This is a genomic window from Mesorhizobium sp. LNJC405B00, from assembly GCF_000502615.1.
Taxonomy (GTDB): domain Bacteria; phylum Pseudomonadota; class Alphaproteobacteria; order Rhizobiales; family Rhizobiaceae; genus Mesorhizobium.
Genome location: NZ_AYWC01000003.1, coordinates 546,905 through 573,347 on the forward strand (window position 1 = coordinate 546,905; position 26,443 = coordinate 573,347).

Annotated in this window: 30 protein-coding genes; 16 read left to right on the forward strand and 14 right to left on the reverse strand. The window is 64.0% G+C overall.

Annotated features, from left to right (window positions below; genetic code table 11):
- Positions 1 to 44: 44 nt before the first annotated feature.
- From X756_RS156280 to X756_RS156270, 3 genes are all read right to left on the reverse strand, one after another.
- Positions 45 to 401 (reverse strand): DUF488 domain-containing protein, encoded by a 357-nt coding sequence (locus X756_RS156280; protein WP_023692122.1) that lies wholly within the window; start codon positions 399 to 401, stop codon positions 45 to 47.
- A 16-nt stretch (positions 402 to 417) separates the two neighbouring features.
- Positions 418 to 1,674, reverse strand: coding sequence for an aminopeptidase (locus X756_RS156275; protein WP_023729299.1), 1,257 nt, complete (start codon positions 1,672 to 1,674; stop codon positions 418 to 420).
- An 86-nt stretch (positions 1,675 to 1,760) separates the two neighbouring features.
- Positions 1,761 to 2,675, reverse strand: coding sequence for a LysR substrate-binding domain-containing protein (locus X756_RS156270; protein ID WP_023729300.1), 915 nt, complete (start codon positions 2,673 to 2,675; stop codon positions 1,761 to 1,763).
- Between the two features lie 94 nt (positions 2,676 to 2,769).
- Between X756_RS156270 and X756_RS156265 the strand changes: the two genes are divergently transcribed.
- The 3 genes from X756_RS156265 (at position 2,770) to sbmA (ending at position 5,608) form a co-directional block, all read left to right on the forward strand.
- Positions 2,770 to 2,985 (forward strand): hypothetical protein, encoded by a 216-nt coding sequence (locus X756_RS156265; protein ID WP_031194592.1) that lies wholly within the window; start codon positions 2,770 to 2,772, stop codon positions 2,983 to 2,985.
- 81 nt (positions 2,986 to 3,066) lie between these two features.
- A complete protein-coding gene (locus X756_RS156260; protein ID WP_023729302.1) occupies positions 3,067 to 4,224 on the forward strand; it encodes a YbfB/YjiJ family MFS transporter in 1,158 nt (385 codons plus the stop codon).
- Between the two features lie 115 nt (positions 4,225 to 4,339).
- Positions 4,340 to 5,608: a peptide antibiotic transporter SbmA gene (gene sbmA / locus X756_RS156255; protein WP_023704870.1), complete on the forward strand. Its 1,269-nt coding sequence runs from the start codon at positions 4,340 to 4,342 to the stop codon at positions 5,606 to 5,608.
- Positions 5,609 to 5,634: 26 nt separating this feature from the next.
- Here sbmA and X756_RS156250 read toward each other — a convergent pair whose 3' ends face one another.
- A complete protein-coding gene (locus tag X756_RS156250) occupies positions 5,635 to 6,639 on the reverse strand; it encodes a polysaccharide deacetylase family protein (protein ID WP_023729303.1) in 1,005 nt (334 codons plus the stop codon).
- Positions 6,640 to 6,832: 193 nt separating this feature from the next.
- Between X756_RS156250 and X756_RS156245 the strand changes: the two genes are divergently transcribed.
- Together X756_RS156245 and der are read left to right on the forward strand one after the other, a co-directional pair.
- Positions 6,833 to 7,495 carry a tetratricopeptide repeat protein gene (locus X756_RS156245; RefSeq protein ID WP_023729304.1) on the forward strand — a complete coding sequence of 221 codons (663 nt, stop codon included), beginning with the start codon at positions 6,833 to 6,835 and terminating at the stop codon, positions 7,493 to 7,495.
- A 76-nt stretch (positions 7,496 to 7,571) separates the two neighbouring features.
- A complete protein-coding gene (gene der, locus X756_RS156240; RefSeq protein WP_023729305.1) occupies positions 7,572 to 9,002 on the forward strand; it encodes a ribosome biogenesis GTPase Der in 1,431 nt (476 codons plus the stop codon).
- A gap of 232 nt (positions 9,003 to 9,234) precedes the next feature.
- Here der and X756_RS156235 read toward each other — a convergent pair whose 3' ends face one another.
- A complete protein-coding gene (locus X756_RS156235; RefSeq protein WP_023668489.1) occupies positions 9,235 to 10,143 on the reverse strand; it encodes a LysR substrate-binding domain-containing protein in 909 nt (302 codons plus the stop codon).
- Between the two features lie 117 nt (positions 10,144 to 10,260).
- Between X756_RS156235 and X756_RS156230 the strand changes: the two genes are divergently transcribed.
- The 7 genes from X756_RS156230 to X756_RS156200 all read left to right on the forward strand — a co-directional run bounded on the left by X756_RS156230 (position 10,261) and on the right by X756_RS156200 (position 15,843).
- The gene (locus tag X756_RS156230) at positions 10,261 to 11,556 is read left to right on the forward strand and encodes an MFS transporter (RefSeq protein WP_023729306.1); all 1,296 of its coding nucleotides are present in this window, start codon (positions 10,261 to 10,263) and stop codon (positions 11,554 to 11,556) included.
- Between the two features lie 135 nt (positions 11,557 to 11,691).
- Positions 11,692 to 12,876 (forward strand): cell wall hydrolase, encoded by a 1,185-nt coding sequence (locus X756_RS156225; RefSeq protein WP_023729307.1) that lies wholly within the window; start codon positions 11,692 to 11,694, stop codon positions 12,874 to 12,876.
- Between the two features lie 265 nt (positions 12,877 to 13,141).
- Entirely contained in the window at positions 13,142 to 13,534 is a 393-nt protein-coding gene (locus tag X756_RS156220) for an AtpZ/AtpI family protein (RefSeq protein ID WP_023729308.1), read from the forward strand.
- A 66-nt stretch (positions 13,535 to 13,600) separates the two neighbouring features.
- Complete coding sequence (locus tag X756_RS156215) at positions 13,601 to 14,359, forward strand: F0F1 ATP synthase subunit A (protein ID WP_023729309.1); 759 nt, start codon at positions 13,601 to 13,603, stop codon at positions 14,357 to 14,359.
- A gap of 65 nt (positions 14,360 to 14,424) precedes the next feature.
- The gene (locus X756_RS156210) at positions 14,425 to 14,649 is read left to right on the forward strand and encodes a F0F1 ATP synthase subunit C (RefSeq protein ID WP_006206606.1); all 225 of its coding nucleotides are present in this window, start codon (positions 14,425 to 14,427) and stop codon (positions 14,647 to 14,649) included.
- A gap of 92 nt (positions 14,650 to 14,741) precedes the next feature.
- The gene (locus tag X756_RS156205; RefSeq protein WP_023668484.1) at positions 14,742 to 15,341 is read left to right on the forward strand and encodes a F0F1 ATP synthase subunit B; all 600 of its coding nucleotides are present in this window, start codon (positions 14,742 to 14,744) and stop codon (positions 15,339 to 15,341) included.
- Between the two features lie 10 nt (positions 15,342 to 15,351).
- The gene (locus X756_RS156200) at positions 15,352 to 15,843 is read left to right on the forward strand and encodes a F0F1 ATP synthase subunit B (protein ID WP_023668483.1); all 492 of its coding nucleotides are present in this window, start codon (positions 15,352 to 15,354) and stop codon (positions 15,841 to 15,843) included.
- Positions 15,844 to 16,059: 216 nt separating this feature from the next.
- Here X756_RS156200 and X756_RS156195 read toward each other — a convergent pair whose 3' ends face one another.
- Both X756_RS156195 and X756_RS156190 read right to left on the reverse strand, forming a co-directional pair.
- Complete coding sequence (locus tag X756_RS156195) at positions 16,060 to 16,758, reverse strand: ribonuclease HII (protein WP_023726390.1); 699 nt, start codon at positions 16,756 to 16,758, stop codon at positions 16,060 to 16,062.
- Positions 16,759 to 16,912: 154 nt separating this feature from the next.
- Entirely contained in the window at positions 16,913 to 18,067 is a 1,155-nt protein-coding gene (locus X756_RS156190) for a PA0069 family radical SAM protein (RefSeq protein WP_023729310.1), read from the reverse strand.
- 150 nt (positions 18,068 to 18,217) lie between these two features.
- Between X756_RS156190 and X756_RS156185 the strand changes: the two genes are divergently transcribed.
- On the forward strand, positions 18,218 to 18,721 hold the full coding sequence (locus X756_RS156185) for a glycosyltransferase (RefSeq protein ID WP_023729311.1): 504 nt from the start codon (positions 18,218 to 18,220) through the stop codon (positions 18,719 to 18,721).
- A 252-nt stretch (positions 18,722 to 18,973) separates the two neighbouring features.
- Complete coding sequence (locus X756_RS156180; protein ID WP_023729312.1) at positions 18,974 to 19,948, forward strand: hypothetical protein; 975 nt, start codon at positions 18,974 to 18,976, stop codon at positions 19,946 to 19,948.
- On the opposite strand, the gene X756_RS156175 is transcribed toward X756_RS156180, so the two are convergent.
- From X756_RS156175 to X756_RS156145, 7 genes are all read right to left on the reverse strand, one after another.
- Positions 19,938 to 20,369 (reverse strand): hypothetical protein, encoded by a 432-nt coding sequence (locus tag X756_RS156175; RefSeq protein WP_023668478.1) that lies wholly within the window; start codon positions 20,367 to 20,369, stop codon positions 19,938 to 19,940. The two genes, X756_RS156180 and X756_RS156175, sit on opposite strands and share 11 nt — an antisense overlap.
- A 124-nt stretch (positions 20,370 to 20,493) precedes the next feature.
- Positions 20,494 to 21,048, reverse strand: a complete 555-nt coding sequence (gene moaB / locus X756_RS156170; RefSeq protein ID WP_023729313.1) for a molybdenum cofactor biosynthesis protein B — start codon at positions 21,046 to 21,048, stop codon at positions 20,494 to 20,496.
- Complete coding sequence (locus X756_RS156165; protein ID WP_023729314.1) at positions 21,035 to 21,928, reverse strand: 4-(cytidine 5'-diphospho)-2-C-methyl-D-erythritol kinase; 894 nt, start codon at positions 21,926 to 21,928, stop codon at positions 21,035 to 21,037. The genes moaB and X756_RS156165 overlap by 14 nt, the downstream gene beginning before the upstream one ends.
- A gap of 26 nt (positions 21,929 to 21,954) precedes the next feature.
- Complete coding sequence (locus tag X756_RS156160; RefSeq protein WP_023668475.1) at positions 21,955 to 22,140, reverse strand: membrane protein; 186 nt, start codon at positions 22,138 to 22,140, stop codon at positions 21,955 to 21,957.
- A gap of 72 nt (positions 22,141 to 22,212) precedes the next feature.
- Positions 22,213 to 23,070, reverse strand: coding sequence for a S49 family peptidase (locus X756_RS156155; RefSeq protein ID WP_023668474.1), 858 nt, complete (start codon positions 23,068 to 23,070; stop codon positions 22,213 to 22,215).
- 120 nt (positions 23,071 to 23,190) lie between these two features.
- The gene (locus X756_RS156150) at positions 23,191 to 23,985 is read right to left on the reverse strand and encodes a tRNA1(Val) (adenine(37)-N6)-methyltransferase (protein ID WP_031237996.1); all 795 of its coding nucleotides are present in this window, start codon (positions 23,983 to 23,985) and stop codon (positions 23,191 to 23,193) included.
- On the reverse strand, positions 23,985 to 24,209 hold the full coding sequence (locus tag X756_RS156145) for a DUF2007 domain-containing protein (protein ID WP_023692106.1): 225 nt from the start codon (positions 24,207 to 24,209) through the stop codon (positions 23,985 to 23,987). Before X756_RS156145 ends, X756_RS156150 begins: the two co-directional genes overlap by 1 nt.
- A 220-nt stretch (positions 24,210 to 24,429) precedes the next feature.
- Between X756_RS156145 and X756_RS156140 the strand changes: the two genes are divergently transcribed.
- Both X756_RS156140 and X756_RS156135 read left to right on the forward strand, forming a co-directional pair.
- On the forward strand, positions 24,430 to 25,446 hold the full coding sequence (locus tag X756_RS156140; protein ID WP_023668471.1) for a polyprenyl synthetase family protein: 1,017 nt from the start codon (positions 24,430 to 24,432) through the stop codon (positions 25,444 to 25,446).
- An 86-nt stretch (positions 25,447 to 25,532) separates the two neighbouring features.
- Positions 25,533 to 26,201, forward strand: a complete 669-nt coding sequence (locus X756_RS156135; RefSeq protein ID WP_023729315.1) for a GntR family transcriptional regulator — start codon at positions 25,533 to 25,535, stop codon at positions 26,199 to 26,201.
- Positions 26,202 to 26,443: the final 242 nt, after the last annotated feature.

A 26,443-nucleotide genomic window follows, 5' to 3' on the forward strand; every position in this document is an offset into this window, starting at 1 on the left:
TGTGAAGGCTTTCGCTTGCGGCGTATGCAGCGGTTCGCTGTCTCTCAACCCGTCCAGCGCAAATACCCCGCCAACGCCACCGCATTGTTATGCGCCTCGTCATGTGCGCCATAAAGCAGCGTCACCTTGGCCTTGCCGAGCAAGCCACGCAGTTTCGCCACCGCTTCTCTATTCCCATCCAGTTCGACCGAATACCGCACCTGAAACTCCGCCCATCGCGCCGGCTCATGTCCGAACCACCTCCGCAATTCATCGCTCGGCGCGATCTCCTTCAGCCACAGCGTCAGCGCGGCATCCTCCTTGCTGATGCCGCGCGGCCAGATGCGATCGACCAGCACCCGCTGCCCGTCATCGGGCGCGGGTGCTTCGTAAATTCGCTTGACCGTCAGGTCGAAACCCATCCGCCGCTCCGCGAGCTTACGCCCACTCACCCTTGCGCATCACCGGCACCTTGCGGCCATCCTTGTGCACGCCGTCTATGTCGATCTTGTCCGAGCCGATCATCCAGTCGATGTGGATAAAACTCTTGTTGCCGCCGCGCTGGGCGATTTCGTCCTGGGTGAGCGAGGCGCCGTCGACGAAGCATTTTGAATAGCACTGCCCGAGCGCGATGTGGCAGGCGGCGTTCTCGTCGAACAGCGTGTTGAAGAACAGCAGGCCGCTGGCCGAGATCGGCGAGGAATGCGGCACCAGCGCCACCTCGCCGAGCCGGCGCGAACCCTCGTCGGTGTCGAGCACTTTCTTCAGCACGTCCTCGCCCTTCGAAGCCTTGGCCTCGACGATCCTGCCCTCTTCGAAACGCACCGAGATATCGTCGATCAGCGTGCCCTGGTAGGACAGCGGCTTGGTCGAGGAGACATGGCCGGAGACGCGCCGTGCATGCGGCGTGGTGAAGACCTCCTCGGTCGGGATGTTCGGATTGCAGGTGACGCCGTTCTTGGCAGTCGAAGCGCCGCCCATCCATTCATGGCCATCGGCCAGCCCGACGGTGAGGTCGGTGCCCGGGCCGCTGAAATGCAGATCGTGAAAATTATGGCCGTTGAGCCATTCGGTGCGGCTGCGCAACGCTGCATTGTGCGCCGTCCAGTTTGCGATCGGGTCTTCCACATCGACCCGTGATGCCGAAAAGATCGCATCGGCGAGCTTCACCACCGCGACATCGTCGGCATCGCCGGGGAAGACCTGTTTTGCCCAGGCGAGATCTGGGAAAGCGACGATGTTCCAGTTGATGTCGAAGCCGGTGATCTTTTCCAGCGCCGGCTGGTAGGCCATAGAGTTCGCCTTGTTGGCGCGCGCCACTTTCGCCGGGTCCTGCGCCGACAACAGCGACGGGTCCTCGCCGCGCACGGCAAGCCGCGCCGCATTGTTGGAAAAGGCCTTCGCCATGCCTTCATACATCCAGCCGGCGGCGCGGTCGAAGCCGGCATCCGCGCCGTAGCGGAAGCGCGCCAGCGTGATCTCGTCATCATTGAAGATCGGCGTTACCAGCCCGGCGCCCGCCTTGTAAGCGTGCTCGACGATGCGCCTGGTCAGCGGCAGGGCTGCGATCGACGAGGTCAGCACCAAATCCTGCCCCGGTTGCAATTGCAGCCCCACCTTGATGGCGACTTCCGCCAGCCTGTCGAGCTTCACCGGGTCGATGGTTGCGGAAACGCCGCGCGAATGTGTGGTCATGATCCTGCCTGCCTTGGTCTTGGAGGTGAAGCTTCCAACATAGATCGGCGCGGCTGTGCTTTCCAGCACCGTCGCGACGGACAGCCCTAGGCAGCGCTTTCCAGCGCGCTGAACTGCGCCACGGTCGCCGCGATTTCCTCGCGGATCCAGATCTTGAAATCGCGCACCTTGCGGCTTTCGGTCTTGGTCGCCGAGGTCACCAGCCAGTAGCCGAGGCCGCTCTGCGCCCGCACGCCGAAAGGCGCGACGAGGCGGCCGTCGGCCAGCGCATCGGCGGCCAGCAATTGCCAGCCGAGCATGACGCCATGGCCGGCGATCGCCGATTCCAGGCACAGCATCGGGTCGGTGAAACGCGCACCCTTGCGGAAGGTGACTGGTTCGACGTCAGCGGCTTTGAACCAGCTCTCCCAATTGATCATCGCCCGCTCGTCGGTGATGGCGCAGGTCTGCGCGAGGTCTTCGATCGATTTCAGTTTCTCGGCGATCACCGGCGCGCAGACCGGGAAAACTTCCTGCGCCAGAAGCAGCTCCGCCCGCCCGCCCGGCCATTTGCCGTCGCCGAGCCGGATGGCGATGTCTATGTCGGAGCGTTCGAGATCGGCGAGCCGCACCGAGGCGTCGATGCGCAACAGCACATTGGGATGCCGGTCGAAGTGACGTGACAGCCGCGGCAGCAGCCATTTCGAAGCGAAGGCCGGCGCCACCGACACCACCAGCGTGCACTGGCTCGCCTCGTCGGCCAGCGCCACCGCTTGCGCCAGCTCGCGAAAACCGGCGCCCAGTCGGGCGGAAAAAACCGTTCCGAATTCGGTCAGCACCAGCCCGCTTGCGGTGCGTTCGAACAGCGCCTGTCCGAGCTGCTTTTCAGTGCGGTTGATCTGCTGGCTGACGGCGCTGACCGAGACGTTGAGTTCGCCGGCCGCCGCCGCGAGCGAGCCGAGGCGGGCGACGGTTTCGACGGCGCGCAGGCCGTTGAGATGGACGCGGTTCAGCATAGCCATTTCAGTTTTTCTAAACCGGCGCGGCTGAAATCTCAATTGAAAGACAGCCCGACAAGGCAGATTTTAGTGGGACAGTCAGACCGAGGAGGCGAGGATGACGATCGTATCATTGTTCAAGATCTTAGCCGCTGCCGGCCTCCGGCCGGACCGCTATGATGGGATGCACGGCGGCGATGTCATCGACTGGGTTACCGACCCATTGTCGCATCCGGTGCTGGACACCATGTCGGAACGCGAACTCGGAGATATCCCGTTCCGGCTGACGGCGCGCCGCACCGCCTACGAGACCGGGGCGCTCGGCTGCGGCTGAGATGCGGGGGCGTTAGTCGCGCCCGCTGGCCCAACACAAAGCGGATTGTTTCATCGGTCGCCAATTCTATGGTGCGCTGCAATGAACGCCGCTCCATCACCCTTGGGCCTTGCTCTCGCTGGCATGATCGCCATGGCCGTCGCCATGGGCATTGGCCGTTTCGTCTACACGCCGATCCTGCCCGGAATGATGGAAGAACTGCATCTGTCGCCGGCCGATGCCGGCTGGATCGCGTCGGCCAATTATCTCGGCTACCTCGTCGGCGCGCTTGCGGCGGCAGGCGGCTGGGCGCATGGGCGCGAGCGCCTGCTGATGTTTGGCGGCCTTGCCGCCAGTGCTGCGCTCGCCGCCCTGATGGGGCTGAGCGAGACGATGACCGCCTTTGTCGTCCTCCGCTTCCTTGCCGGTCTCGCCAGCGCCTTCGTCATGGTGTTCATGGCCTCGATCGTCTTCGGTCACCTGGCAGCCGCCAACAGAAGCGACCTGCAGGCGCTGCATTTCGGCGGCGTCGGCCTCGGCATCGCGGCATCCTCAGCGCTGATGGCGGTTCTGGTCACCGAACATGCCGGCTGGGCTTCGGGCTGGCTGTGGTCGGCAGCGATTTCCGCCGGCGGCCTTGCGATGGTCGCCTTGCTCGCCGGCGGCACCGCACCTGGCCGCGGCGTGGCCGACCGCGAACCGGCACTGCCGAGGGACCGGTCGTTGGCAAAAGTCATCGTTGCCTACGGCCTGTTCGGCTTCGGCTATGTGGTGACGGCGACCTTCCTGGTCGCCATCGTGCGCCAGGGCGGCGGCGGCCGCGTCTTCGAGGCAAGCGTCTGGATGGTCACCGGCCTTGCCGGCTTCCCCTCGGTCTGGCTGTGGCAGAAGGTAGCGGCACGGATCGGGCTTTATACCGCCTATGCCGTGGGCTGCCTGGTCGAGGTGGTCGGCGTCACCGCCAGCGTCGCCATCGGCGGCACCGCCGGGCCGCTGCTGGCGGGCGTCCTGCTCGGCGGCACCTTCATCGCCGTCACAGCACTGGGCCTGCAGACGGCAAGGCAGCTCGTGCCGGAGGCGCCGCGCCGGATTTTTGCGCTGATGACCGCTTCCTTCGGCATCGGCCAGATCGTCGGCCCGATCGTCGCCGGACTGCTGGCGCAAGCCTCGGGCAACTTCTTCCTGGCCTCGATCGTCGCTGCTGGCGTATTGCTGGTATCTGCTGGGATCACCTGGTCGGCCGCGCCAAAATCGCCATGATTGTGGTCTTGCTCGATGCCGGGCATCGGGTACGGGCATTTGCTTTCCACCTAATGTGTGACTTTATGCCCGCCGAACCCCGCTGATTTGCGCACCGACCGAGGATTTCACCACAGTGTTCGTATCCTTCTTCCCGCAGCCGAAGCTGTTTTTCATCTCGGCCGTCGTCTGGACTGCGGTTCTCGTGGCAGCCTGGTTCCTCGGTGCTGACCAGCTTGGCGCGTTTCTCGGCTTGCCTCCGGCTCTTGCCGACGCGCCGCCCATCATAGGCGTCTCGGTGTTCTGGTCGCCTCCGTTCCTCTGGTTCTACATCTACTATGCGCTTGGCGTTTTGATATTCTATGGCTTCTGGCACTGGTATTCTCCGCACCCGTGGGACCAATGGTCTATCCTCGGCAGTTCGCTGCTCCTGTTCACGACCTACTTTCAGGTGCAGGTAAGCGTGGCGATCAACGCATGGTATGGACCATTCTGGGACCTCATTCAGGGCATCGTTAGCAAAACGGTCAAGGCAACCGAGGCTGATCTTTACGCTCAAATAATCACTTTCCTCGGTATCGCTCTTGTCGCGGTTACCGTGTTCGTTTTGACAAACTTCTTCGTCAGCCACTGGGTGTTTCGCTGGCGCACTGCGATGAACAATTACTACATGTCCTATTGGCCGAAGCTGCGCCATATTGAGGGCGCTGCACAGCGTGTGCAGGAAGACACGATGCGGTTTTCCAAGATAATGGAAGACCTTGGCACTAGCTTCGTCGATTCCATCATGACGCTTATCGCTTTCATGCCGATCCTGCTCAGTTATTCTAAGCATGTCACAGAGTTGCCATTGATCGGTCATGTTCCTCAGCCGCTGGTTTTGGCTGCGATCTTCTGGGCAGTCTTCGGTACAGTCATCATTGCGACCGCAGGCATCAAGCTTCCTGGCTTGCAGTTTCGTAACCAGCGCGTCGAGGCAGCATATCGCAAGGAACTCGTCTACGGTGAGGACGATCCGGCCCGGGCGCAGCCGCCGACCGTCGCGGAGCTGTTTGCGAGTGTGCGGCAAAACTACTTTCGCCTGTATTTCCACTATGTGTATTTCAACGTGGTCCGCTATCTTTATCTTCAGACCAACAACGTCTTCTCCTACTTCCTGATGGTGCCTTCCATGATCGCTGGAACGCTGACGCTGGGTCTCATCAACCAGGTCAGTTCAGCCTTCAGTCAGGTAACCAACTCATTCCAGTATCTCGTCAATTCTTGGTCGACGATTGTCGAGCTTCTGTCAGTTCACAAGCGCCTTCGCGCCTTCGAGGCGACGATTCGCGGCGAGCCGCTGCCCGACATTGACCGCCACTTCATGGAGCGTCAGGAACAGGCAAAGGAACCCGACCCAGCTTGATCCTATCTGCATAGACGGTTGGCGGCTCAGCCGCCCACCGCCGCCTGCCTCTCGCTACCACGTTGCCGCTGCACATAATCGCGAAAACTGATGCATTCGACGTCGGCTTTCACGCAAGTCTCGTCGGCAAAGCGCTCCAGCGCGTTCCAGTAGGCGCCGTTGTTCATCGGCGTGAAGTGGAAGCTCAGCACCAGTGGGATGCGCTTGCCCTGATATTGCTTGTCGAAGGCGGCGCGGAAGGCCTGGTAGGTCCGATCGCTGAACTCGGCTGCCTGGCTCGGCCGCTCGAAGCCGCCGGAATGCCTGACATAGAGATTGTAGTCCATGGCGATCACCAGCCTACCATCAGGGCCTTCCGGGATCTGCGGCAGCGAAAAGCGGGTCAAGCCGCCGCCGGTCGGCGGCTCGACCGGGCCTTTCGAAACGCCGCTGGCATCATAGTGGTAGCCGGCTTCAGGCAGGGCCTCATAGAGCCCTTTGCTGGTCGAGAGGTACGGCGCGCGAAAGCCGACAACGGCATGGGCAATATCGCGCCATCCCTTGGGCTCGGGTTCAATACCGTTGATCGCATAGGCGTTTTCCAGAATGCGCTCGAACGAGGCGAATTCCTTCAGCCAGTCGGCCTTGCTCCAGTCCTTGCCGTCGAAATGGCCGCAGCCATGGCTGGCGATGTCGTGGCCTTCCGAAGCGGCGAGCCCGATCTGATCGAGCCGATCGGCGACGTCCTGCTTCGAAGCGGCAAAGCCGATGTTGGATTTGCCCGCGGACTTGGCCGGAGCTGTGTAGTCGGCCCGCGTCTGCGGCGACAGCAGGAAGACGCAGGATAGGAAGTAGGTGAAATGCGCGCCGGTGCGCTTGGCCAGCGCCCGGCTGCGCTGCCATTGCGAGATCTCCCGGGCGCTATCGAACGAGATGATGACGATCTGCTTCGGCTTTGCCGGGGCAGGCGGCGCCGGCGGGTCGGCGAAAGCCGCACCAGCCATGGCAAGCACGGCTGAGGAAAACGCAACAACGCGGGACAAACGTGGCATCGGCAATCTGGGCTTGATCTGGAGGCAGTCCAAGCCGGCTATCGGCAAAATGTGGCGTGGGTGCGATCAACGTCGGCAGCTATGCGCCCGGCGATTAGCCGATTTTCCTGCCGAGCCCCTTCCATGCCCGCGAAATTTCGCTAAAACGCGGGCTCAAGAAGCGCCCCTGTTAGGGCAGCAATGGTTTTGATTGATGTCCGACGACAGTTTTATCCGCGAAGTCAACGACGAGATCCGTCGCGAGCAGGCGCAGGCGCTATGGGACCGCTTTGGTCCGGCGATCCTTGGCCTCGCCATCCTGGTGGTGCTTGGCACCGCCGCCTTCGTCGGCTACCGCTATTGGGACGAGACCCGCGCCAACCGCTCCGGCGATGCCTTCTCGCAGGCGCTGAAGCTTGCCAATGACGGCAAGAGCGACGAGGCGCTGACCGCCCTCGAACAGCTGGAAAAGGATGGCTACGGCGCCTATCCGCTGCTCGCCCGCATGCGCGCGGCAACCGTCAAGGCCGACAAGGGCGACTTTGCCGCCGCCGTCGCCGATTTCGATGGCGTCGCCGCCGACAACGCCATTCCCCAGGGCATTCGCGACATGGCGCGCCTGCGGGCCGCCCTGCTGCTCGTCGATCACGGCTCCTTCGCCGACGTCTCCAGCCGCGTCGAGGCGCTGACCGCCGACAACAACACGCTGCGCCACACAGCGCGCGAAGCGCTCGGCCTTGCCGCCTGGAAGGAAGGCAAGACCCAGGATGCGCTGAAACTGTTCGACCAGATCGCCGCCGATGACGGCGCCCCGCGCAACGCGCGCCAGCGGGCGACGCTGATGTCGGAATTGATCCGCGGCTCGGGCGCGTCATGATACGCATCGCCCAAAGCCTGCCCTCGGGCCTGACCCAAGGGCGCGCTGCGGTTTGGGCGATGATATGGATAGCCGGATGAGCTTCAAAGTCGCCATTATCGGCCGGCCCAATGTCGGCAAATCGACGCTTTTCAACCGATTGGTGGGACGGAAGCTGGCGCTTGTCGACGACACGCCGGGCGTCACCCGCGACCGTCGCGTCCACGCGGCCAAACTCTACGATCTGCATTTCGATGTCATCGACACCGCCGGTTTCGAAGACGCCGCCGCCTCGACGCTGCCCGGCCGCATGCGCGCGCAGACCGAGATCGCGATCCGCGAAGCCGACCTGATCTTCTTCACCATCGACGCCAAGTCCGGGCTTTTGCCCGACGACCGCACCTTTGCCGAGATCGTGCGCAAGTCCGGCAAGCCGGTCGTGCTGGTCGCCAACAAGGCCGAGGCCAAGGGCGCCCAGGGCGGCATGCTGGAAGCCTGGGAACTGGGCTTGGGCGAGCCGATCCCGGTCTCGGCCGAGCACGGCCAGGGCATGCCCGATCTGCGCGACGCGGTGATCGAGGCGCTGGGCAAAGACCGCGCCTTCGGCGAGGAAGAAGACGAGGCCGAGGACGTCGCCGCCAGCGAGGTGCTGATCGGCGAGGACATCACCGATCCCGACGCCGAACCCGCCTATGACGACACCAAGCCGATGCGCATCGCCGTCGTCGGCCGGCCCAATGCCGGCAAGTCGACGCTGATCAACGCGTTGATCGGCGAGGAGCGGCTGCTGACCGGCCCGGAAGCCGGCATCACCCGCGATTCCATCTCCGTCGACTGGGACTGGCATGGCCGCCGGCTAAAACTGTTCGACACTGCCGGCATGCGCCGCAAGGCCAGGATCCACGAGAAGCTGGAAGTGATGTCGGTGCAGGACGGCTTGCGCGCCATCCGCTTTGCCGAGATCGTCATCATCGTGCTCGACGCCACCATCCCTTTCGAGAAGCAGGATTTGCAGATCGCCGACCTGATCATCCGGGAGGGCAGGGCGCCGGTCATCGCCTTCAACAAATGGGACCTGATCGACAATCCGCAGGAACTGCTGGCCGAGTTGCGCGAAAAGACCACACGGCTTTTGCCGCAGGTGCGCGGCATCCAGGCGGTGACCGTTTCGGCCGAGACCGGGCGCGGCCTCGACAAGCTGATGGATGCCGTCATCAAGACGCACAAGGTGTGGAACAGCCGCGTTTCCACCGGCAAGCTCAACCGCTGGCTGGAAAGCATTCTGGCGCATCACCCGCCGCCCGCTGTCGCCGGCCGCCGGCTCAAGGTCAAATATGTCACCCAGGCCAAGACCCGGCCGCCGGGTTTCGTCGTCCAGTGCTCGCGGCCCGACGCGATGCCGCAATCCTATGTCCGCTACCTCTCCAACAGCCTGCGCGAAGCCTTCGACATGCCCGGCGTGCCGATCAGGATAGCGCTGCGGACTTCGGACAACCCGTTCGCGGGGAGAGCGAACAAGCGCAAGTGAGCGGTGACGGTTGCGAAATTCTCCGCAAGATTGGCGGGACAGCACCCCCCTCTGCCTGCCGGGCATCTCCCCCGCAAGGGGGGAGATCAGTCGTTTCGTCCTTGGAGCCTCTCTTGCAACGTTGAAAATTGGCGAAAGCATTCGCGAGATCCAATCTCCCCCCTTGCGGGGGAGATGTCCGGCAGGACAGAGGGGGGTGTGACGGAACGCTACGCTGGACAGCCGCTTCCGTCTAAGCGACCTCTCTCAACCGCTCGTCCTGCGGCAGCGCCGCCACCGCCGCGTGCCACAATATATCCGCCAGCCGCGCCGCCACCGGGTCCAGTTCGGCGTCTTTCTGGTGCAGCACCAGCGCCATGGTCGGCAGCGCGGGTAAGCCCAGCGTTTGCGGCGCCATCGCCCTGACATTGGCCGGCAGGCCGATATCCGTGCGGATGGTCAGGCCGAGGCCGGCGGCGACCGCCGCCCAGATGCCGCCAAGGCTGGGGCTGGAGAAGGCCATCCGCCATGGCAGGCCGGCGCGGTCGAGTGTTTCCGTCGTCACCGTGCGCAGCAGGCACGGCGCTTCCAGCGCCACCAGCGGCAGCGCCTCGCCCTCGCGCAGCCTGGTCTCGATCAGCTTGGCCGGCCCGATCCAGCGCAATTGCGCGTCGCCGACATGCCGGCTGTAAGGCAGCGCCTGGCCGCTGTCCCAGGCCAGCGCAATGTCGAGATTGCCTGATGTGATCCGCTCGGCAAGTTCATAGCTGCGCCCGATCCGCGCCTCGATCTTGACCTTGGGGTGCGCGCGGGCGAAGCGTCCGAGCACCTCCGGCAGCACCGCCTCGCCGAAATCCTCCTGCAGGCCGAGCCTGACCCAGCCTTCCAGTTCCACGTCGTGGATGGCCGAGGCCGCCTCGTCGTTCAACTCGAGCAGCCGCCTGGCATAGCCGAGCATGGTTTCGCCGGCTTCGGTCAACGCCAGTCCGCGGCCCGACTTGCGGAAGATCGGCGTCGCCGCCTGGTCCTCCAGCTTCTTCAATTGCGCGCTCACCGCCGAAGTCGAGCGTCCAAGCCGGTCGGCGGCCTTGGCGAAGCTGCCGAGTTCCATCCCGGTGACGAAGCTTCGGAGGACATCGAGGTCGAAGGTTACGCGGCGCATCAAAACGGTCCTGTTGTTCGGGAACAATTGTCAAAAAATTCCCGATATTCGGGATGAAGTTATGGCGGTAAAGGCGAGGCGTCAAGGTCCCGAAAGGGCATCAACAGGAGTCCCGCCATGTCGATTGCCGACGCAAATCGTGAGCCAGGCCGGGTTGGCCGAGCCGCCGCCGTCACGTCGAAGGCTGAACGATTTCCCGCCAATCATCGCTGGAAGGTGCTTGGCATCGGCGTTGCCGCCAATGCCGGTTTCTCCGCCACCTTCGCCGGCATACCGGCGGCGGCGGTGTTTCTGCGGTCGGGCTATCACTTGAGCAATGGCAATCTCGGCCTGGTCCTCGGCCTTCTCGGACTGGGCGTTGCCTTGAGCGAACTGCCCTGGGGCCTGCTCACCGACCGGTGGGGAGATCGCGGCGTGCTGTTGACCGGCCTTGGTGCGACCGCGGCGTGGCTCGCCCTGATGGCGTTGTTCATCGTGCCCTCAGTGACCTATGTGCCTGGCGTCGCAATGCTGGCCGCATGCCTTCTGGTCGCCGGCCTGCTCGGCGGCAGCGTCAACGGTTCCAGCGGCCGCGCCATCATGGCCTGGTTCCACGAAGGCGAACGTGGCTTTGCCATGAGCATCAGGCAGACCGCGGTGCCGCTCGGCGGCGGGCTCGGCGCGCTGGTCCTGCCGTCGCTGGCATCGGTGCACGGTTTCGCGGCGGTCTTCGGGCTGCTGGCCGCCATGAACGCCGTCTCTGCGCTGTTTGCCTGGCGATGGCTGCACCAGCCGCCGGAACTGGACAATGCCGGCAGCATGGCCATGGCAAAGTCGGGCGGTCCCGCGCCGCTGCGCAATGTCGAGGTCTGGCGCATCGCCACCGCCATCGGCCTGCTCTGCTTTCCGCAAGTGGCGGTGCTCACCTTCGCCTCCGTTTTCCTGCACGATTTCGCCGGCATGGCCACGCTCACGATCAGCGCCAGCCTTGCCGCGGTGCAGACCGGCGCGATGGTGATGCGCGTCTGGAGCGGCCGCTACACCGACCGCCACGGCAACCGCCGCTCATTCCTGCGGCTCTGCAGCGTGACAAGCGCGTTTGGCTTCGCGGCCGTCGGCCTGCTGGTCCTGGCGGCAGGAGCCACGCCAGACGCCCATGCCGCGTTGATCCCGGCGATCGCCGTGCTGCTGGTCCTCGCCGGCATTTCGGTCTCCGCCTGGCATGGCGTCGCCTACACCGAACTCGCCACGCTTGCCGGTGCCAGCCGCGCCGGAACCGCGCTCGGTCTTGCCAACAGCTTCGTCTTCATCGCCTTCTCCGTGGTGCCGACCGCCATTCCGGCTTTGCTGCTTGTCTGGTCGTGGCCTGGCGTCTGGCTGGTGGGCGCGCTCTGCGCCATGATTGCATGGCCAATTTTCCTGAGGCCGAACTGACGGGTTGCCGGCCGGCAAGCGGCGTCCCATTTCGGCCGCTTCGGAAAAACACGATCGACCGCGTTAACCCCGCATCAAGGTTAATGCTTCACTTTGGCTCTCCAGTGGCTCAGTGGCGTTTCTGGAGAGTTCCCCGTGCATCGACGTGTCCTGAAGCGGCTGGCCGCCGCCGCCGGTGAGAAAAAACGTTCCTTCGTATCGCCATTGGTCATCGGGCTCGGCATCTGGATCGGCTTTCCAACTGTCGTCGCCTACCAGGACATGGGCAGCTTGATTTCCGGCCTCGAAGCCTCGGGCACCCGCTGGAACTCTTATGTCGAGCGCTCCGTCGCCGGCTCGGTTCATGCCGCCGAAATGCCTTTCATCGATTCCGTCACCACCGGTTCGCTCTCGGGTTCGGGCGTGCGCCTGCTCGGCGTCGGCAAGGTCTCGTTTCGCGGCAAGGGCAATGTCGCCGGCATCACGCCCGACGAGGACCGCATCATGCGCGCCGACAAGAAGGGCCGCATCATCCAGGTCTCGCCGGTGGCGCCGCCGAAGAACTTCAATGCCGGCTCGATCTTTCAGCGCACGTCCTCGCTGCTGCGGCCGAGCATGGACAGCGGCCTGAAGCTCGCCTTCGCCAAGCCCGGCATCAAGGGCAAGGAAATCCAGATCGCCCAGGCCTTCCACACCAACGTGGACAAGAAGCCCGATCCCGGCGTGCCGGCCATGCTTGCCGCGTTGGTCAACAATGACAGACCGGACGTGCTGGCCACCGCCTATGCCCAGGCCGAACCCGATTACGCCAAGGCCTCACCCTTCGAAGCGCTGCTGCAGGACGAGGAGCCGAGCAGCGGGCGCTTCATTCCGCCGATGGCCAAGGGTGACCACTCGTGGATCCAGAACCCGCTGCCGGCCAGCGTCTTCTCCACGAAGGAGCAGGCCTGCCTCGCCAACGGCATCTATTTCGAGGCGCGCGGCGAATCCGTGCGCGGCCAGGCCGCCGTCGCGCAGGTCATTCTCAACCGCGTCCGCAATCCGGCCTATCCGAATTCGATTTGCGGCGTCGTCTACCAGAACGACAACTGGCTGAACCGCTGCCAGTTCTCCTTCGCCTGCGACGGCCGCAAGAAGCGCATCGAGAGCCCCGCCCATTACAAGACCGCGCAGGACGTCGCGATGGCGGTCACCGCCGGCAAGATATTCATTCCCGAAGTCGGCTCATCGACCCACTACTACGCCAACTACGTCCATCCGGGCTGGGCGCGCACGATGCAGAAGATGACCAAGATCGGCCTGCATATCTTCTACCGCACCTATGGCGGCGGCTGGAGCTGAGCCCTTCGGCTTGCCTGTCGCAAACGAACCGCAAAGGCCCTGGAAGCCGAAATCGGACAGCGGTCGCCGGACGGATTCGGGGCATGTGCCGACCCGATAGTGCCGGGCACGATGTCGCACCTCGCCAAGTGATTGATTCCAATAGAAAAAATACATGGCTTTGAAGTCCCGCCCGTGGCTTGACGGGCGCAAACCCTCTAACTATGTTGCCGGCGACTTTAGAAGCGGACGGACGGTGACGGTCTGACCGGGCAGGGGGGTTACGATGGCCGACAAGAACGGGCCAGACGGAACCGGAGAAACCGGCCGCGGCAGCAAGCACGAGGCCAACATCCGCGACGAAGATCTCGAACGCCGCCGGCGTGAGCTTGGAGCATCGCTTGCGACAAGACGGCCGGATCAGCTCGAGGGGAATGACGGCGCGAAGGCGACGGCTGGATATGGCCAGGCGCTCAAGCTGTCCAGCGAGTTCATCGCCGGGATAGTGGTGGGTGTGGGCCTTGGCTGGTTTCTGGATCACGTGGCGGGAACCTCGCCATGGGGTCTGGTCGTCGGCTTGTTGCTGGGCTTTGGCGCCGGCGTGCTCAATGTCCTGCGTTCGTCAGGTGTTGTGGCGGAATTCGGAAAAAGCGAGAAGTCGCACGATCCGAAAGAATGAAATGGCGCGCCGCCAATGGCGCACAAGGACACTTAAAGGCCGCTCGCGGTTTTGACGGGGATGTAAATGGCTGCTGACAAGGTCGATCCGATCCACCAGTTCCATATCGTCAAGCTGATTCCGATCAATATCGGCGGCTATGACCTGTCCTTCACCAATTCGGCTCTGTTCATGGTCGCGACCGTGGCCATTGCATCGGCGTTTCTTTACCTCTCGACCGCAAGCCGCAGCCTTGTTCCCGGCCGCCTGCAGTCGGTTTCGGAAATGGCCTACGAGTTCGTCGCGAACATGTTGCGCGATGCAGCCGGAACCCAAGGTATGAAGTTCTTTCCCTTAGTGTTCTCGCTGTTCATGTTCGTGCTTGTTGCCAATCTGCTTGGCCTTTTTCCTTATTTCTTCACCATCACCAGCCACATCATCGTCACCTTCGGCCTGGCCGCGCTGGTGATCGGAACCGTCATCGTCTATGGCTTCATGAAGCACGGTCTGGGCTTCCTCAAGCTTTTCGTGCCGAAGGGCGTGCCCATCCTGATGATGGTGCTTGTCGTTCCGATCGAGGTGATTTCCTTTGTCTCGCGTCCGGTCAGCCTATCGGTTCGTCTGTTCGCCAATATGCTCGCCGGCCACATTACCCTGAAGGTGTTTTCCGGGTTTGTGGTCAGCCTGAGTGCGCTCGGCGCGCTCGGCGTTGCGGGATCGATCCTGCCGCTGGCGATGGCTGTGGCGCTGACCTCGCTGGAGTTGCTCGTGGCGCTCTTGCAGGCATATGTGTTCGCCGTGCTCACCTGCATGTACCTGAATGATGCGCTGCATCCTTCGCACTAGATAGAATTTCCGGCATCTTTCGCCGGATGGAATTGCAACGAATTACAGATCCAAAGGAGTTTAAAATGGACGCAGAAGCAGCAAAGTACATCGGCGCCGGTATCGCTTGCCTGGGCATGGGCGGCGCGGGCATTGGCCTCGGCAACATCTTCGGCAGCTACCTGGCGGGCGCCCTGCGCAATCCGTCGGCCGCCGATGGCCAGTTCGGCCGCCTGATTTTCGGCTTCGCCGTGACCGAAGCTCTGGGCATTTTCTCGCTTCTCATCGCGCTTCTCGCCCTGTTCGGCTGAGCCCCTGTTCGGCCAATTATCGGTCGGACGAGCATTGGGAAGAATTGGCTGGCCGCATTCCTGCGGCCATGCCTGATATCAGGGGATAGTCCATGTTCGTGACATCTGCGTTTGCGCAAGAGTCCGCACCCGCCGCTGAAGGCGCCCATACCGGTACGGAAGGCGGCACGCATTCCGGCGCCGGCGTGCCTGCCGAGGCGCACGGCACGTTCCCGCCATTCGATCCGGCGACGTTTCCGTCCCAGCTTCTGTGGCTGGCGATCACGTTCGGGCTGTTCTATCTGTTCCTGAAGAAGGTGGTGATGCCGCGCCTTGGCGGCATCATCGACGTCCGCAGCGATCGCATCACGCAGGACCTCGACCAGGCCGCCAGGCTGAAGGGCGAGGCCGACGCCGCCGTTGCCGCTTACGAGCAGGAACTTGCGGAAGCCAAGGCCAAGGCCAACGCGATAGGCCAGCAGGCCAACGACGCTGCCAAGGCTGAAGCCGAGGCTGCCCGCAAGAAGGTCGAGGCCGCCCTCGACAAGAAGCTCGGCGAGGCCGAGGCCAGCATTGCTTCCATCAAGGCCAACGCCATGAAGGAAGTCGGCACGATTGCCGAGGACACCGCTTCAGCCATCGTCGATGCGCTTGTCGGCGGCAAGACGAGCAAGGCCGAGATCTCGGCTGCGGTCAAATCCGTGGCCCGGTGAGGAGCACATCATGGACGCCACATCTCTCGCAACGCTCTGGGCAACGGTTGCCCTCGTCATTTTCCTCGGCGTTGCCGTTTACATCAAGGTGCCGGGCCTGATCGCCAAGTCGCTCGACGCCCGCGCGACCAAGATCAGCGACGAGCTTGCGGAAGCCCGCCGGTTGCGCGAAGAGGCCCAGCAATTGCTCGGACAGTACCAGAAGAAGCGCAAGGAAGCCGAGCAGGAGGCCGCAGCCATCGTCGCTGCCGCCAAGCGCGAGGCCGACATGCTTGCCGCCGAGGCGCACAAGAAGACCGAAGACTATGTCACCCGTCGCACTGCGCTTGCCGAGCAGAAGATCGGCCAGGCAGAGCGCGAAGCCGTCGCCGAAGTGCGCGCCAGCGCCGTCGACATCGCCGTCGAGGCGGCCCGCACGCTGCTCGCCGGCAAGATCGACGCCAAGGCCGGCGCCGACCTGTTCAAGTCCGCGCTGCAGGACGTGAAGGCCAGGCTGAACTGAGCGGGGTAACTCGCTGACATCAAGCCGCCCGGGCAACCTGGCGGCTTTTTTGTTGAGCGCGGACAATCTCCCCCCTTGAGGGGGAGATGTCGCCAAAGGCGACAGAGGGGGTCGGTGCGACCGGGCGCGACGCATTCTGCTGCGAAGAAGGGCTGGCGCTTCACGCGCGGCGACCCCCCTCTGGCCTGCCGGCCATCTCCCCCTCAAGGGGGTAGATTAGCTGTCCAACCCGACAAACCCTTCTTCTTCCACCACCTCAACCCCACCCAGCCTGAACGGCGCGAATGATGCCCGGTGCAGCCTTGCCACCGGCCCATGCGCTTCGATCGCGGTGCGGTGCCGCACGGTGGCGTAGCCCATATGGACCTCGAACCCGTAGCGCTCGTGATGGCTGCCGCAGCCGCACATCATGCGGTCGCGCATCACCTTGGCGACGATCGAGGCGGCGGCGATCGATTGCGAGCGCTGGTCGCCCTTGATCAGCGCGCGGCCTTCGCAGAGGAGGCCCGGCGGCACATCGCGGCCATCGGCCAGCGCCAGCTTCGCCTGGATCGGCAGGCCGGCAAGGGCGCGGCGCATGGCTTCCAGGCTGGCCTTGAGGATGTTGCTGCCGTCAATGCCTTCGGCGCTGACCGAGGCCATCGACACGCCGAGCGCTGACCCCAGGATTTTCAGGAACAGCGCCTCGCGCTGCAAATGGTTGAGCCGTTTGGAATCGTCGAGCCCGTCGGGAATGTTGGCGGGATCGAGGATCACGGCCGCCGCCACCACCGGCCCCGCCAGCGGACCGCGGCCGGCCTCGTCCATGCCTGCCACCGGCCACAGGCCTTCGGCCATCGCCTTCGTCTCGAAGGAGAAATCGGGCTTTTCGACGATTTCGAAAAGAAGCGGAGAATCGGAACGTGCGCGAGCCATGTTGCGGCGAGGTTCGCATCGGCTCCGATTCTCCGCAAGTCCCTCCAGGGTCGAGTGGGGCAAGACCGGGAGGGCACCGTCTGCAGGCCGGGGGACAGGCCGGACGGGATTCTTGGGTCGCCTGACAGCCACGAGGGCAGGGCAAGCGCTACTCTCAGAGCAGCATCAGCTGCTCGGTCGCCTTGGCGGCGGCGACAAACTGGTCGGTTCGGAGCGTGCGCCGCTCGGCGTTGAGGCCGAGCCGCTTGGCCGTGATCTCGAAGCGCCGGCCGATCTGCCAGGCATAGGGGCCGGCGCCTTTCATCCGCTTGCCCCATTCCGAATCATAGTCCTTGCCGTCGCGCATCGAACGGATCAGCGACATCACGTGCCGGTAGCGGTCGGGATAATGGCGCAGCAGCCAGTCCTTGAAGATCGGCGCCACCTCGAGCGGCAGGCGCAGGATTACATAGCCGGCCTCGCGGGCGCCTGCGGCGTGTGCCGAATCGAGGATGCGCTCCATCTCCTGGTCGGTCAGGCCGGGAATGATCGGCGCCACCATGACAGAGGCCGGGATGCCGGCATCGGAAAGCTGCCGGATTGCCTCAAGCCGCTTGGTCGGCGTCGACGCGCGCGGCTCCATGGTGCGCGCCAGCATGCGGTCCATCGTCGTCACCGACAGCGCCACCTTGGCCAAGCCCCGTTCGGCCATGCGCGACAAGACGTCGATGTCGCGCGTCACCAGATGGGATTTGGTGACGATGCCGACCGGATGGCCGCGCGCCTCCAGCACTTCGAGGATCTCGCGCATAATCCGGTATTGTTTCTCGATCGGCTGGTAGGGATCGGTGTTGGTGCCGATCGCGATGGTGCGCGGCTGATAGCCATCCTTCGACAGTTCCTTGTCGAGCAGCCGCGCCGCATCCGGCTTGGCAAACAGCTTCGCTTCGAAATCCAGCCCCGGCGACAGGCCCATGAAGGAATGCGTCGGCCGGGCGAAACAATAGACGCAGCCATGCTCGCAGCCGCGATAGGGGTTGATCGAGCGGTCGAAGGAAATGTCGGGCGATTCGTTGCGGGTGATGATGGTGCGCGGCTTCTCGACCTGCACTTCGGTCTTGAACGGCGGCAATTCCTCCAGCGAATTCCAGCCGTCGTCGAACACATGCCGGCTGACCGGCTCGAACCGGCCGGACGGGTTGATGCCGGCGGAACGGCCGCGGTTGCGATCCGGACGGACGCGCATGCCGCTCTGTTCGATCATCGCATTGGCCATCTCGGCTCGCCCTGCTCCGAAAGCAGCAATGTCCGCACGCACGATATGTTCCATTTTGGCCCTTTCCCAAGGACTGTCGGCTGGCTGTCGAATCGCTCTGTTCATGAAAATAATCCTATTTCGCTGATGAGAACAAAGCAAGAACTTTTTCGTTGGGCCATGCACAACTGGCGCTGCGCCGGGCTTTCCGCTATTCGGCTAAAAATGTTCAGCGTTCTCATCGAAACCCGGGATGACGAAGAAGGCCTTGCCCGCACGCTCGCCTCGTTGATCGGCGGCGCGGTCGAGGGCGTGGTGCGCGATGTCATCGTCTGCGACACCGGCTCGACCGACCAGACGCATCGGGTTGCCGATCATGCCGGCTGCCACTTCGTGGCCGGCGGCATTGCCGCGGGAATCAGGCAGGCGAAGGGTGACTGGCTGCTGTTTCTGGAACCCGGCGCAAGGCTGGCGGAGGGCTGGATCGACGACGTTGTCGCTCACACGGCGCGGCAAACCATGCCGGCGCGCTTTTCCCGTGCGCGCGGCAGCCGCACGCCGTTCCTGTCACGGGTGTTTTCGGGCAACCGGGCGCTGGCCGAAGGGCTGGTCATCAGCAAGCGCCAGGCCGCTGCCCTGTCGAAGAACGCGCACAGCGCCGAAGCCCTTGCGCGCGGTCTCGCCACCAGGCGGCTCGACGCCGAAATCTGGCTGGCGCCGAAGAAGTGATGTTTCTCCCTTTTCCCGTTCCCAGGGAGAAGGGTGCCCGAAGGGCGGATGAGGGGCAGCGTCGGCGTCTCATCCGCATTGGCACGGTCGCAGCACCATCCCTCTTTTTCGCCGCAAAAAGCTATTGTGCATTGCACAAAAGCTGACGCGGGATTAGCATTCCGTTGATGCGGGATATCGGGGTTTGGGTAGTGCCGGAGCGGTAAGCAAGCGCCGCGTCGTCGTTGCTGCCGTTCATATCTGAGGACCCCGATGAACCTTTCGTCCCCTGACAAATCCGGCGCCCCCAGCCTGGAAGCCATTGCCCGCAACGGCAGCCTGCTCCGCCGCATTGCGGTGCGTATTCCGACCTATCTCTCCGACCTGCGCGAAAATCCCGCATGGCTGCCGATGTTCGTGCTTGCCCGCACCATGCCGGCGCGCAAGCTGCACTGGCTTGGCGCCAAAGCCGCGCGCCCCGCGCAGAGTGCCGAAGCTACGATGTTCAGGGGCGTCGACCTAAAGTCGATCCTCGCGGCGCTGCGCACCGATGGCCTGTTCTCCGGACTGGTCCTGCCGCAGGCAATCCACCAAGAGATCGCCAGCTTCGCTCAGAGCACGCCGTGCTTCGGCAATTTCGACCGCCGGCTCGAATTCATGCCCGGAGAACACGCAGAAGCCGAGAAGCGGTTCGGCCGCTCTTTGCTCAGCGGACACTATTTCGAGCGCATCCTCGGCTGCAAGGCGGCACTCGCCATCCAGAACGACCCGCTGCTGCTCGACATCGCCGAGCACTATCTGGGCGGGCAGGCGAAGCTGATCACCACGCGTGTCTGGTGGAGCTTTCCGACAGGCGAGGCTTCCGACGCCGACAAGAACCTTGCCTCGCTAGGCAAATATCATTTCGATCTCGACGACTGGCGGATGCTGAAATTCTTCTTCTATCTCAAGCCCTGCGATGCCGGCACCGGCCCGCACGTCTATGTCAAAGGCAGCCACAACAGGCGCAGCCTCAAGCACCAGTTGACGCTGCTGGTCGGCCATCCGGCGCAAGACGTGCTCAAGGTCTATGGCGACGACAGCCCGGTCACGCTGACCGGCGAGGCTGGCCTCGGCTTCGTCGAGGACCCGTTCGGCTTCCACATGGGCACCGTGCCGTCCACCACGCCACGGCTGATGATGGAGGTCGGCTTCGGCGTCTCGCCGCCCTCGCGCCGCCGCTTCCACGGCGAACCGGTCATCCGCTGAGGCCGGAGCGGATCTCGACCGGCATCCAGCGCGCTTGCCGCCGGGCAATGCGACCCTCTTTGTTCTCGGCATCATAGTCCATTGGGACCGGCTCGCGGTTGAACCGCGGCCGGTCATCCAGCGCATTGACGATGACGATCGCTCTCGGTTCGCCGTCGGTGGTCACAGCAGCGACATAGACGCCGCAGTCCCGGCAGATGAGATAATCGGCGGTGCGCAATCCGAACCGGTATCGGTGCAGCCGCGCCTCGTCCTCGACCGAGACGATCAATCGGCCCTGCGGATCGGCGGCGGCGCGCGAACCATGCCGGACACAGAACGCGCACTGGCAGGCGCGGATCTCCACCTCGGCCGGCTCGATTCCCGTTTCGAACGTCAGGTGGATGTTGCCGCAATGGCAGCCGCCGCGGTGCGCGCTCATTGGATCTCTTCCGTCTTGACTTGGCGACAGACTATCCGCCCGACGACCCGGAGGAAATGACCTCTCGAAGGCGCAGCCGCCATTCTGCCTGACAAAGGCAGCACTTGGCCGGCTTTGCCTTGGTTTACGAGGCGGCCTTGCCGCGCCGCAAATGCTCGTCCAGGCGCGGCATGATCTCGACGAAGTTGCAGGGCATGTGGCGGTAGTCGAGCTGCGGTTTCAGGATGCCGTCCCAGGCGTCCTTGCAGGCGCCGGGCGAGCCCGGCAGCACGAAGACGAAGGTGGCGTTGACGACGCCGCCCGTCGCCCGGCTCTGCACTGTCGAGGTGCCGATCTTGTCGTAGGAAATGCGGTGGAACACTTCGGAAAAGCCATCCATGCGCTTCTCGAAGATCGGCTCCAGCGCCTCCGGCGTCACGTCGCGGCCGGTAAAACCGGTGCCGCCGGTGGTGATGACGACATCGATGTCTTCGTCGCGCGACCAGCCCAGCACCTTGTCGCGGATTTTCTCCCGGTCGTCGGTGACGATGTCGCGCGCGGCCAGGACATGGCCGGCCTCGGCGATGCGATCAGCCAGCGTCTGGCCGGATTTGTCGTCGGCAAGGCTGCGCGTATCGGACACCGTCAGCACCGCGATGCGCACCGGGATGAACGGCCGGCTCTCGTCAATTTTGGCCATCGGCCCCCTCCGAAGCGATGCTTCGTGTCGCGGCGACAAACCACTCCGGTTCGCGACTGCGAATCTCGGCGGCGGCGCGCTTGGCGACATTGCCGGTCTCGAACAGCCCGAAGCATGTCGCGCCGGATCCCGACATGCGCGAGAATCCAGATCCGGCCCTGTTCAGCAGGGAAAGCGCTCTGCCGATGGGCGGCTGTATTGCTTGCGCCGGTTCCTCAAGATCGTTGCGGGTGATCTCCAGCCAATTGCGGACGCCGTGGAAATCGAAACCGCGCGGCAGCGGCGGCAGTCCTTCATTGTCGCGTTTTTCAAGTGCATTGAACACATCGGGCGTGGAGACGGCGACGCCGGGATTGACCAGCACCAAGGCCAGCGCAGGAAAATCCGCAATTGGCGACAGCTCATCGCCGACGCCACGCGCAACCAGCGGTTTTGCCGCAAGACACATCGGCACGTCGGCGCCGAGCGTGAGACCGATCCGGCTCAGTTCGGCCTCGCCGATGTCGAGCCCCCAGGTCCGGACAAGACCCTGCAATACCGCCGCCGCGTCGCTCGAGCCGCCGCCGACGCCGGATGCGATCGGCAGGTTCTTTTCCAGCCGGATGGCAACCGGCGGCGTGCGCTGCTGGCCGGCCTGCCTGCGCAGCGCCTCGCGCGCCTTCACCACCAGATTGCTGTCGTCGATCGGCACGGAAGTCGCGTAACGGCCCGATACGGAGAACCGGTCGGCGTCGGCAGGCTCGATCTCGACCCTGTCGCCGAAGCGGGTGAAAACGACCAGACTCTCGAGCAGATGGTAGCCGTCGGCGCGCCTGCCGGTGACGTGCAGCGCCAGATTTATCTTGGCGGGCGCAAGCCACGTCCGGGCTGCGGCATCCAAACTGTCGGCTGCTGACGGGATGATGCTCAGTCCTTGGCCAGGCGGTATTCGCCGGTCTTGGGATCCTGGACCAGCGTGCCGTTGGTGCCGTTGGCTGCCTGCTTTTCGGTACGCCGCACCTTGGCGGTCACACGTTCGGCCTCGCGGACGAAGGTGCGGTAGCCGAAATAAGCGGCTGCGCCGACAACTGCGAAGAAAATGATCTGTGGCATTTCAAAGCTCCTCCCTCGCAAGACGGCAAGGCAGACTGTCAAGCGCTTATGCTAGACGCTTTCCCCGCTTTTTCAAAGCCCGAAGCGCGCCCACAATGCGCGCTCTTCCGCCGCATCGATCACGCCGCTTGCGGCGGCGGCGGCAATATCGGGCGCTGAAAAGTTCGAGCCGAACAGGCCGATGCGGCCAAACAGGCCACGCGGCGCGGTGACCAGCCTGAGCTGGGTTTTCGCGCCGAAGCGGGTTTTCAGTACCGTGCGCATGTCGCTCAACGCATCGACGAGGCCAAGCTCCAGCCCTTTCTTGCCGGTCCAGAACAGGCCGGTGAACAGGTCCGGATCGTCCTTCAGCTTGGTGCCACGGCGTTCCCTGACCAGGTCGATGAAGGTCTCGTGCACTTCCAGCTGCAGCGCCTTCAGGCGCTCGACGTCTTCCCTCTTCTCCGGCTTGAACGGGTCGAGCACCGCCTTGTTCTGGCCGGCGGTGTGGACACGGCGCTCGACACCGATCTTCTTCATCAGTTCGGGAAAGCCGAACGAGGCCGAGACGACACCAATCGAACCGACGATGGAGGACGGATCGGCAAAGATCTCGTCGCCGGCGACCGCGATCATGTAGCCGCCCGAGGCCGCCACATCCTCGACGAAGACCAGCACCTTCTTGTTCTTCTCGACCGCGAGGTCGCGGATGCGCTTGAAGATCAGCCGCGACTGCACCGGCGAGCCGCCAGGCGAATTGATCGAAATGGCGACGGCGGGCGCATCGAACAGGAACGCCTTTTCGATGAGGGCGGCGGTGGACGCCAAGGACAGGCTCGGCCGGAACGGGCCGCCGCCGGCCATGATGGTGCCATGCAGCCTGATGACGGGAATGGTGACGACGCTGGATCGCCAGGATTTCGGCAGCAGGCGGTTGAAAAGGCGTTTCACGAGGTGGCTGTCTCCAAATGGCTTCAACGCATGTAGGGATTTGCCGGTCAACGGCAATGCTGCAATCCATCTCAGCCAACTGTGTGCCGGTTTTGCGGCAACGACACTGACGGGCCCAAATCAATCGCCAAACAGCGACGCCAGTCCGTTGTTGATCATCTCGGTTCGTTCCGACGGGCCGTCGCCCGTTTGCCCATGCAGCATCAAAGGCGGGCGGATCGACAGCTTGCCGCGCGCGCCGAGCGCTGCCCTGACGACAATGCGGATTGCGGCTGCTTCCGGGCGCGGATGCACGGCCAGCATCTCGGCGTCGCCGAAGCGGCCCGACAGCGCATGGAGGAGGTCGCCAAGCTGTTCCGGCCGCGCAATGACGGCCAGGCCCCCGCGCGGCTTGGCGACGGCAGCCGCACTTCGGATCCAGCTCTCGAACAGCCCGTCGTCCATGACATGCGCTTGCCGCCGCAGCGGATCTGGCGTGGCGCGGTCCTGCGCCGCGTTGAAGGGCGGGTTCATGATGACGAAATCGAAGGAATTGTCGGCAAGGCCGGCTTGCGTCCGCGCCCGGCCCGACAGCGTGACGTCGGCGGTCAGCACCGAGGCGCGATTGCCGAGATGCGCATTGCCGGGATGGGCGAGCGTGGTTGTGGCGAAGCCTGCCATCTCGGTCGACCGTTCGACGAGCACGACCTGCGCCTCTGGGCAGCGCGACAGCACGGCAAGACCCGCCGCACCGGCGCCGGCGCCGAAATCGGCGAGGCGTCCAGAAAAGCCGGATGAAACTGCTGCCGCCAGCATCATGGCATCCATCCCGGCGCGATGCCCTGTCCTGGGCTGGACCAGCCAGAAGCGGCCGCGATGGAAGGCATCGACCGTATGGGCCGGCGTATCGCTGGTAAGCGCGCTCGCTTCAGCCATTATGTCTGGCGGATTTCGTTCTCGATGCCGGCGTCTTTCAAGATGCGCCGCGCCTGATCGGCCTGGTCGGCATCGACCATCACGCGCTTCTGCAAAAGACCGATCGACCCTTCGAGAATGCTCATGTTCTGGTCGGCGACGAAGCAGGCGATCCCGGCATCGCGCATCAGCGATTCGACGAAGGAGATGATCACGGCATCGTTGGTGCGCACGAGTTCTATCATCGGACGAAGTTCGCAGGTTGCAGCGTTGATGTAAACGCTGGAGCATGGCGCCGAAAGTGTGGAGCGGTTTTCGGGCAACGGCATGCGGTCGCTAAGGTTGACACGCCGTCACCGCAGCCGCGCCAATTCGCCTCTTGCCGTGCCCGTATGTGCCGCCCTAGAGTCCCAGGCGGGACCAGGGTGCCGTCGCACGCGTGATCAAAGACGGGAGTGTTTGTTGGTGGGTGTCGTTCTCAACATCGAAAACGGGAAGCGGGAACCCGCCTCCATCAAGGATCTCATCGACCTGACAGCAGCCGATATGGGGCGCGTCAACAAACTGATCCTGTCCAAGGCCGGCTCCGACGTCGAGATGATCCCGGAGGTCGCCAATCATCTGATCTCGTCGGGCGGCAAAAGGCTGCGTCCCATGCTGACGCTCGCGGCGGCCCAGATGTTCGGCTATTCCGGCGAGGGCCACGTCAAGCTCGCCACCGCGGTCGAGTTCATGCACACCGCCACGCTGCTCCATGACGACGTGGTCGACGAGAGCGGCATGCGGCGCGGCAAAAAGACTGCCCGCATGATCTGGGGCAACCAGGCGAGCGTGCTGGTCGGCGATTTCCTGCTCGGCCAGGCTTTTCGCATGATGGTCGATGTCGGTTCGCTGGAAGCGCTCGATATCCTGTCCAGCGCCGCCTCGATCATCGCCGAGGGCGAGGTGATGCAGCTGGCGGCAGCCAAGAACCTGGATACCACCGAGGACGAGCATTTCGCCGTCATCAAGGCCAAGACCGCGGCGCTGTTCTCGGCTGCCGCCGAGGTCGGTCCGGTCATCGCATCGGCGACGCGCAACGATCGCGCCGCATTGCGCTCCTACGGCATGAATCTCGGCCTTGCCTTCCAGCTCATCGACGATGCGCTGGATTATGGCGGCTCCAGCCAGGAGCTGGGCAAGAATGTCGGCGACGATTTCCGCGAAGGCAAGGTTACGCTGCCGGTCATCCTCGCCTACCGGCGCGGCACCAAGGCCGAGCGCACCTTCTGGAAGCGCGCCATCGAGGACAATGTCACCGACGATGCCGGCCTGGAAAAGGCGATCGGCCTGATGACCCGCCATGGCGCCATTGCCGACACCATCGGCCGCGCCCGCCATTTCGGCGAGATCGCCCGCGACGCGCTGGCGCCGCTGGAGGCGACGCCGCAGAAATCGGCGCTGATCGACGTCATCGACTTCTGCATCAGCCGGGTGAACTGACACGCGCCTGGCGCCAAGCAAGTTTGCATGCAAAATCGGGCAATCACCGCTCGACAATCGGTTGCGGCGCAAATTATCTATAAAACATGGCAAAGACCGGAGACGACACCATCGCCGTGCGCATCAGCAAGGTGCTGGCGGATCGCATCATATCGGGCGCGATCGAGCCGGGAGCCCGGTTGCGGCAGGATCACATCGCCGAGGAATTCCAGACCAGCCATGTCCCGGTGCGCGAAGCCTTCCGGCGCCTGGAGGCGCAAGGGCTGGCGGTCAGTGAGCCCAGGCGGGGCGTGCGCGTCGCCGCTTTCGATCTCGGCGAGGTAAGGGAAGTCGCCGAAATGCGGGCAGCCCTCGAAGTGCTGGCGCTGCGCCATGCCGCGCCGCATCTGACGGCTTCCATTCTCAATCTTGCCGAAGAAGCCACAAAGGCCGGCGACAAATCCCGCGATGTCCGCTCTTGGGAGGAGGCCAACCGCACCTTCCACCGGCTGATCCTGGCGCCCTGCGGCATGCCGCGGCTCATCGCCACCATCGACGATTTGCACGCCGCAAGCGCCCGCTTCCTGTTCGCCGCATGGCGCTCGGAATGGGAAATCCGCACCGACCAGGATCATCGCGCGATCCTGAGCGCGCTGCGGCAGGGCAATACCGAATCGGCCGCCGCCACGCTTGGCCGGCACGTGCAGTGGATCGGCCAGAAACCAGTCAAGACCGCGTCGGGCAAGATGCGCGAAGCGTTTGCCATCGTCGGGTAGGGACGAAGGGACAATCGTCGGATTCCGCGCGTAGCGATCCTTCACACCCCCCTCTGTCCTGCCGGACATCTCCCCCGCAAGGGGGGAGATCAACAGCTTTGCCGTTGCGTTAGTCCTGCAACGTCGGCCATTGGCGAAAGCAGAGGCGACATCCGATCTCCCCCCTTGAGGCATAGGCGCTAAGATAGCTTTGGCATGGACTGAAACTTGCGCTTTCGTGGTGGTTCGCGCCAGCGATATCG

Bases quoted from the DNA above. Each gene is read 5' to 3' on its own strand.
- X756_RS156265 (WP_031194592.1), top strand. From the start codon at position 2,770: ATGACGATCGTATCATTGTTCAAGATCTTAGCCGCTGCCGGCCTCCGG.
- der (WP_023729305.1), top strand. From the start codon at position 7,572: ATGAGCTTCAAAGTCGCCATTATCGGCCGGCCCAATGTCGGCAAATCG.
- X756_RS156145 (WP_023692106.1), bottom strand. From the start codon at position 24,209: ATGATAGAACTCGTGCGCACCAACGATGCCGTGATCATCTCCTTCGTC.
- X756_RS156200 (WP_023668483.1), top strand. From the start codon at position 15,352: ATGGACGCCACATCTCTCGCAACGCTCTGGGCAACGGTTGCCCTCGTC.
- X756_RS156215 (WP_023729309.1), top strand. From the start codon at position 13,601: ATGGCTGCTGACAAGGTCGATCCGATCCACCAGTTCCATATCGTCAAG.
- X756_RS156175 (WP_023668478.1), bottom strand. From the start codon at position 20,369: ATGAGCGCGCACCGCGGCGGCTGCCATTGCGGCAACATCCACCTGACG.
- X756_RS156205 (WP_023668484.1), top strand. From the start codon at position 14,742: ATGTTCGTGACATCTGCGTTTGCGCAAGAGTCCGCACCCGCCGCTGAA.
- X756_RS156260 (WP_023729302.1), top strand. From the start codon at position 3,067: ATGAACGCCGCTCCATCACCCTTGGGCCTTGCTCTCGCTGGCATGATC.
- X756_RS156190 (WP_023729310.1), bottom strand. From the start codon at position 18,067: ATGGAACATATCGTGCGTGCGGACATTGCTGCTTTCGGAGCAGGGCGA.
- X756_RS156275 (WP_023729299.1), bottom strand. From the start codon at position 1,674: ATGACCACACATTCGCGCGGCGTTTCCGCAACCATCGACCCGGTGAAG.
- X756_RS156160 (WP_023668475.1), bottom strand. From the start codon at position 22,140: ATGCCACAGATCATTTTCTTCGCAGTTGTCGGCGCAGCCGCTTATTTC.
- X756_RS156270 (WP_023729300.1), bottom strand. From the start codon at position 2,675: ATGGCTATGCTGAACCGCGTCCATCTCAACGGCCTGCGCGCCGTCGAA.
- X756_RS156180 (WP_023729312.1), top strand. From the start codon at position 18,974: ATGAACCTTTCGTCCCCTGACAAATCCGGCGCCCCCAGCCTGGAAGCC.
- X756_RS156195 (WP_023726390.1), bottom strand. From the start codon at position 16,758: ATGGCTCGCGCACGTTCCGATTCTCCGCTTCTTTTCGAAATCGTCGAA.
- X756_RS156280 (WP_023692122.1), bottom strand. From the start codon at position 401: ATGGGTTTCGACCTGACGGTCAAGCGAATTTACGAAGCACCCGCGCCC.
- moaB (WP_023729313.1), bottom strand. From the start codon at position 21,048: ATGGCCAAAATTGACGAGAGCCGGCCGTTCATCCCGGTGCGCATCGCG.
- X756_RS156220 (WP_023729308.1), top strand. From the start codon at position 13,142: ATGGCCGACAAGAACGGGCCAGACGGAACCGGAGAAACCGGCCGCGGC.
- X756_RS156185 (WP_023729311.1), top strand. From the start codon at position 18,218: ATGTTCAGCGTTCTCATCGAAACCCGGGATGACGAAGAAGGCCTTGCC.
- X756_RS156210 (WP_006206606.1), top strand. From the start codon at position 14,425: ATGGACGCAGAAGCAGCAAAGTACATCGGCGCCGGTATCGCTTGCCTG.
- X756_RS156235 (WP_023668489.1), bottom strand. From the start codon at position 10,143: ATGCGCCGCGTAACCTTCGACCTCGATGTCCTCCGAAGCTTCGTCACC.
- X756_RS156245 (WP_023729304.1), top strand. From the start codon at position 6,833: ATGTCCGACGACAGTTTTATCCGCGAAGTCAACGACGAGATCCGTCGC.
- X756_RS156135 (WP_023729315.1), top strand. From the start codon at position 25,533: ATGGCAAAGACCGGAGACGACACCATCGCCGTGCGCATCAGCAAGGTG.
- X756_RS156250 (WP_023729303.1), bottom strand. From the start codon at position 6,639: ATGCCACGTTTGTCCCGCGTTGTTGCGTTTTCCTCAGCCGTGCTTGCC.
- X756_RS156150 (WP_031237996.1), bottom strand. From the start codon at position 23,985: ATGGCTGAAGCGAGCGCGCTTACCAGCGATACGCCGGCCCATACGGTC.
- X756_RS156230 (WP_023729306.1), top strand. From the start codon at position 10,261: ATGTCGATTGCCGACGCAAATCGTGAGCCAGGCCGGGTTGGCCGAGCC.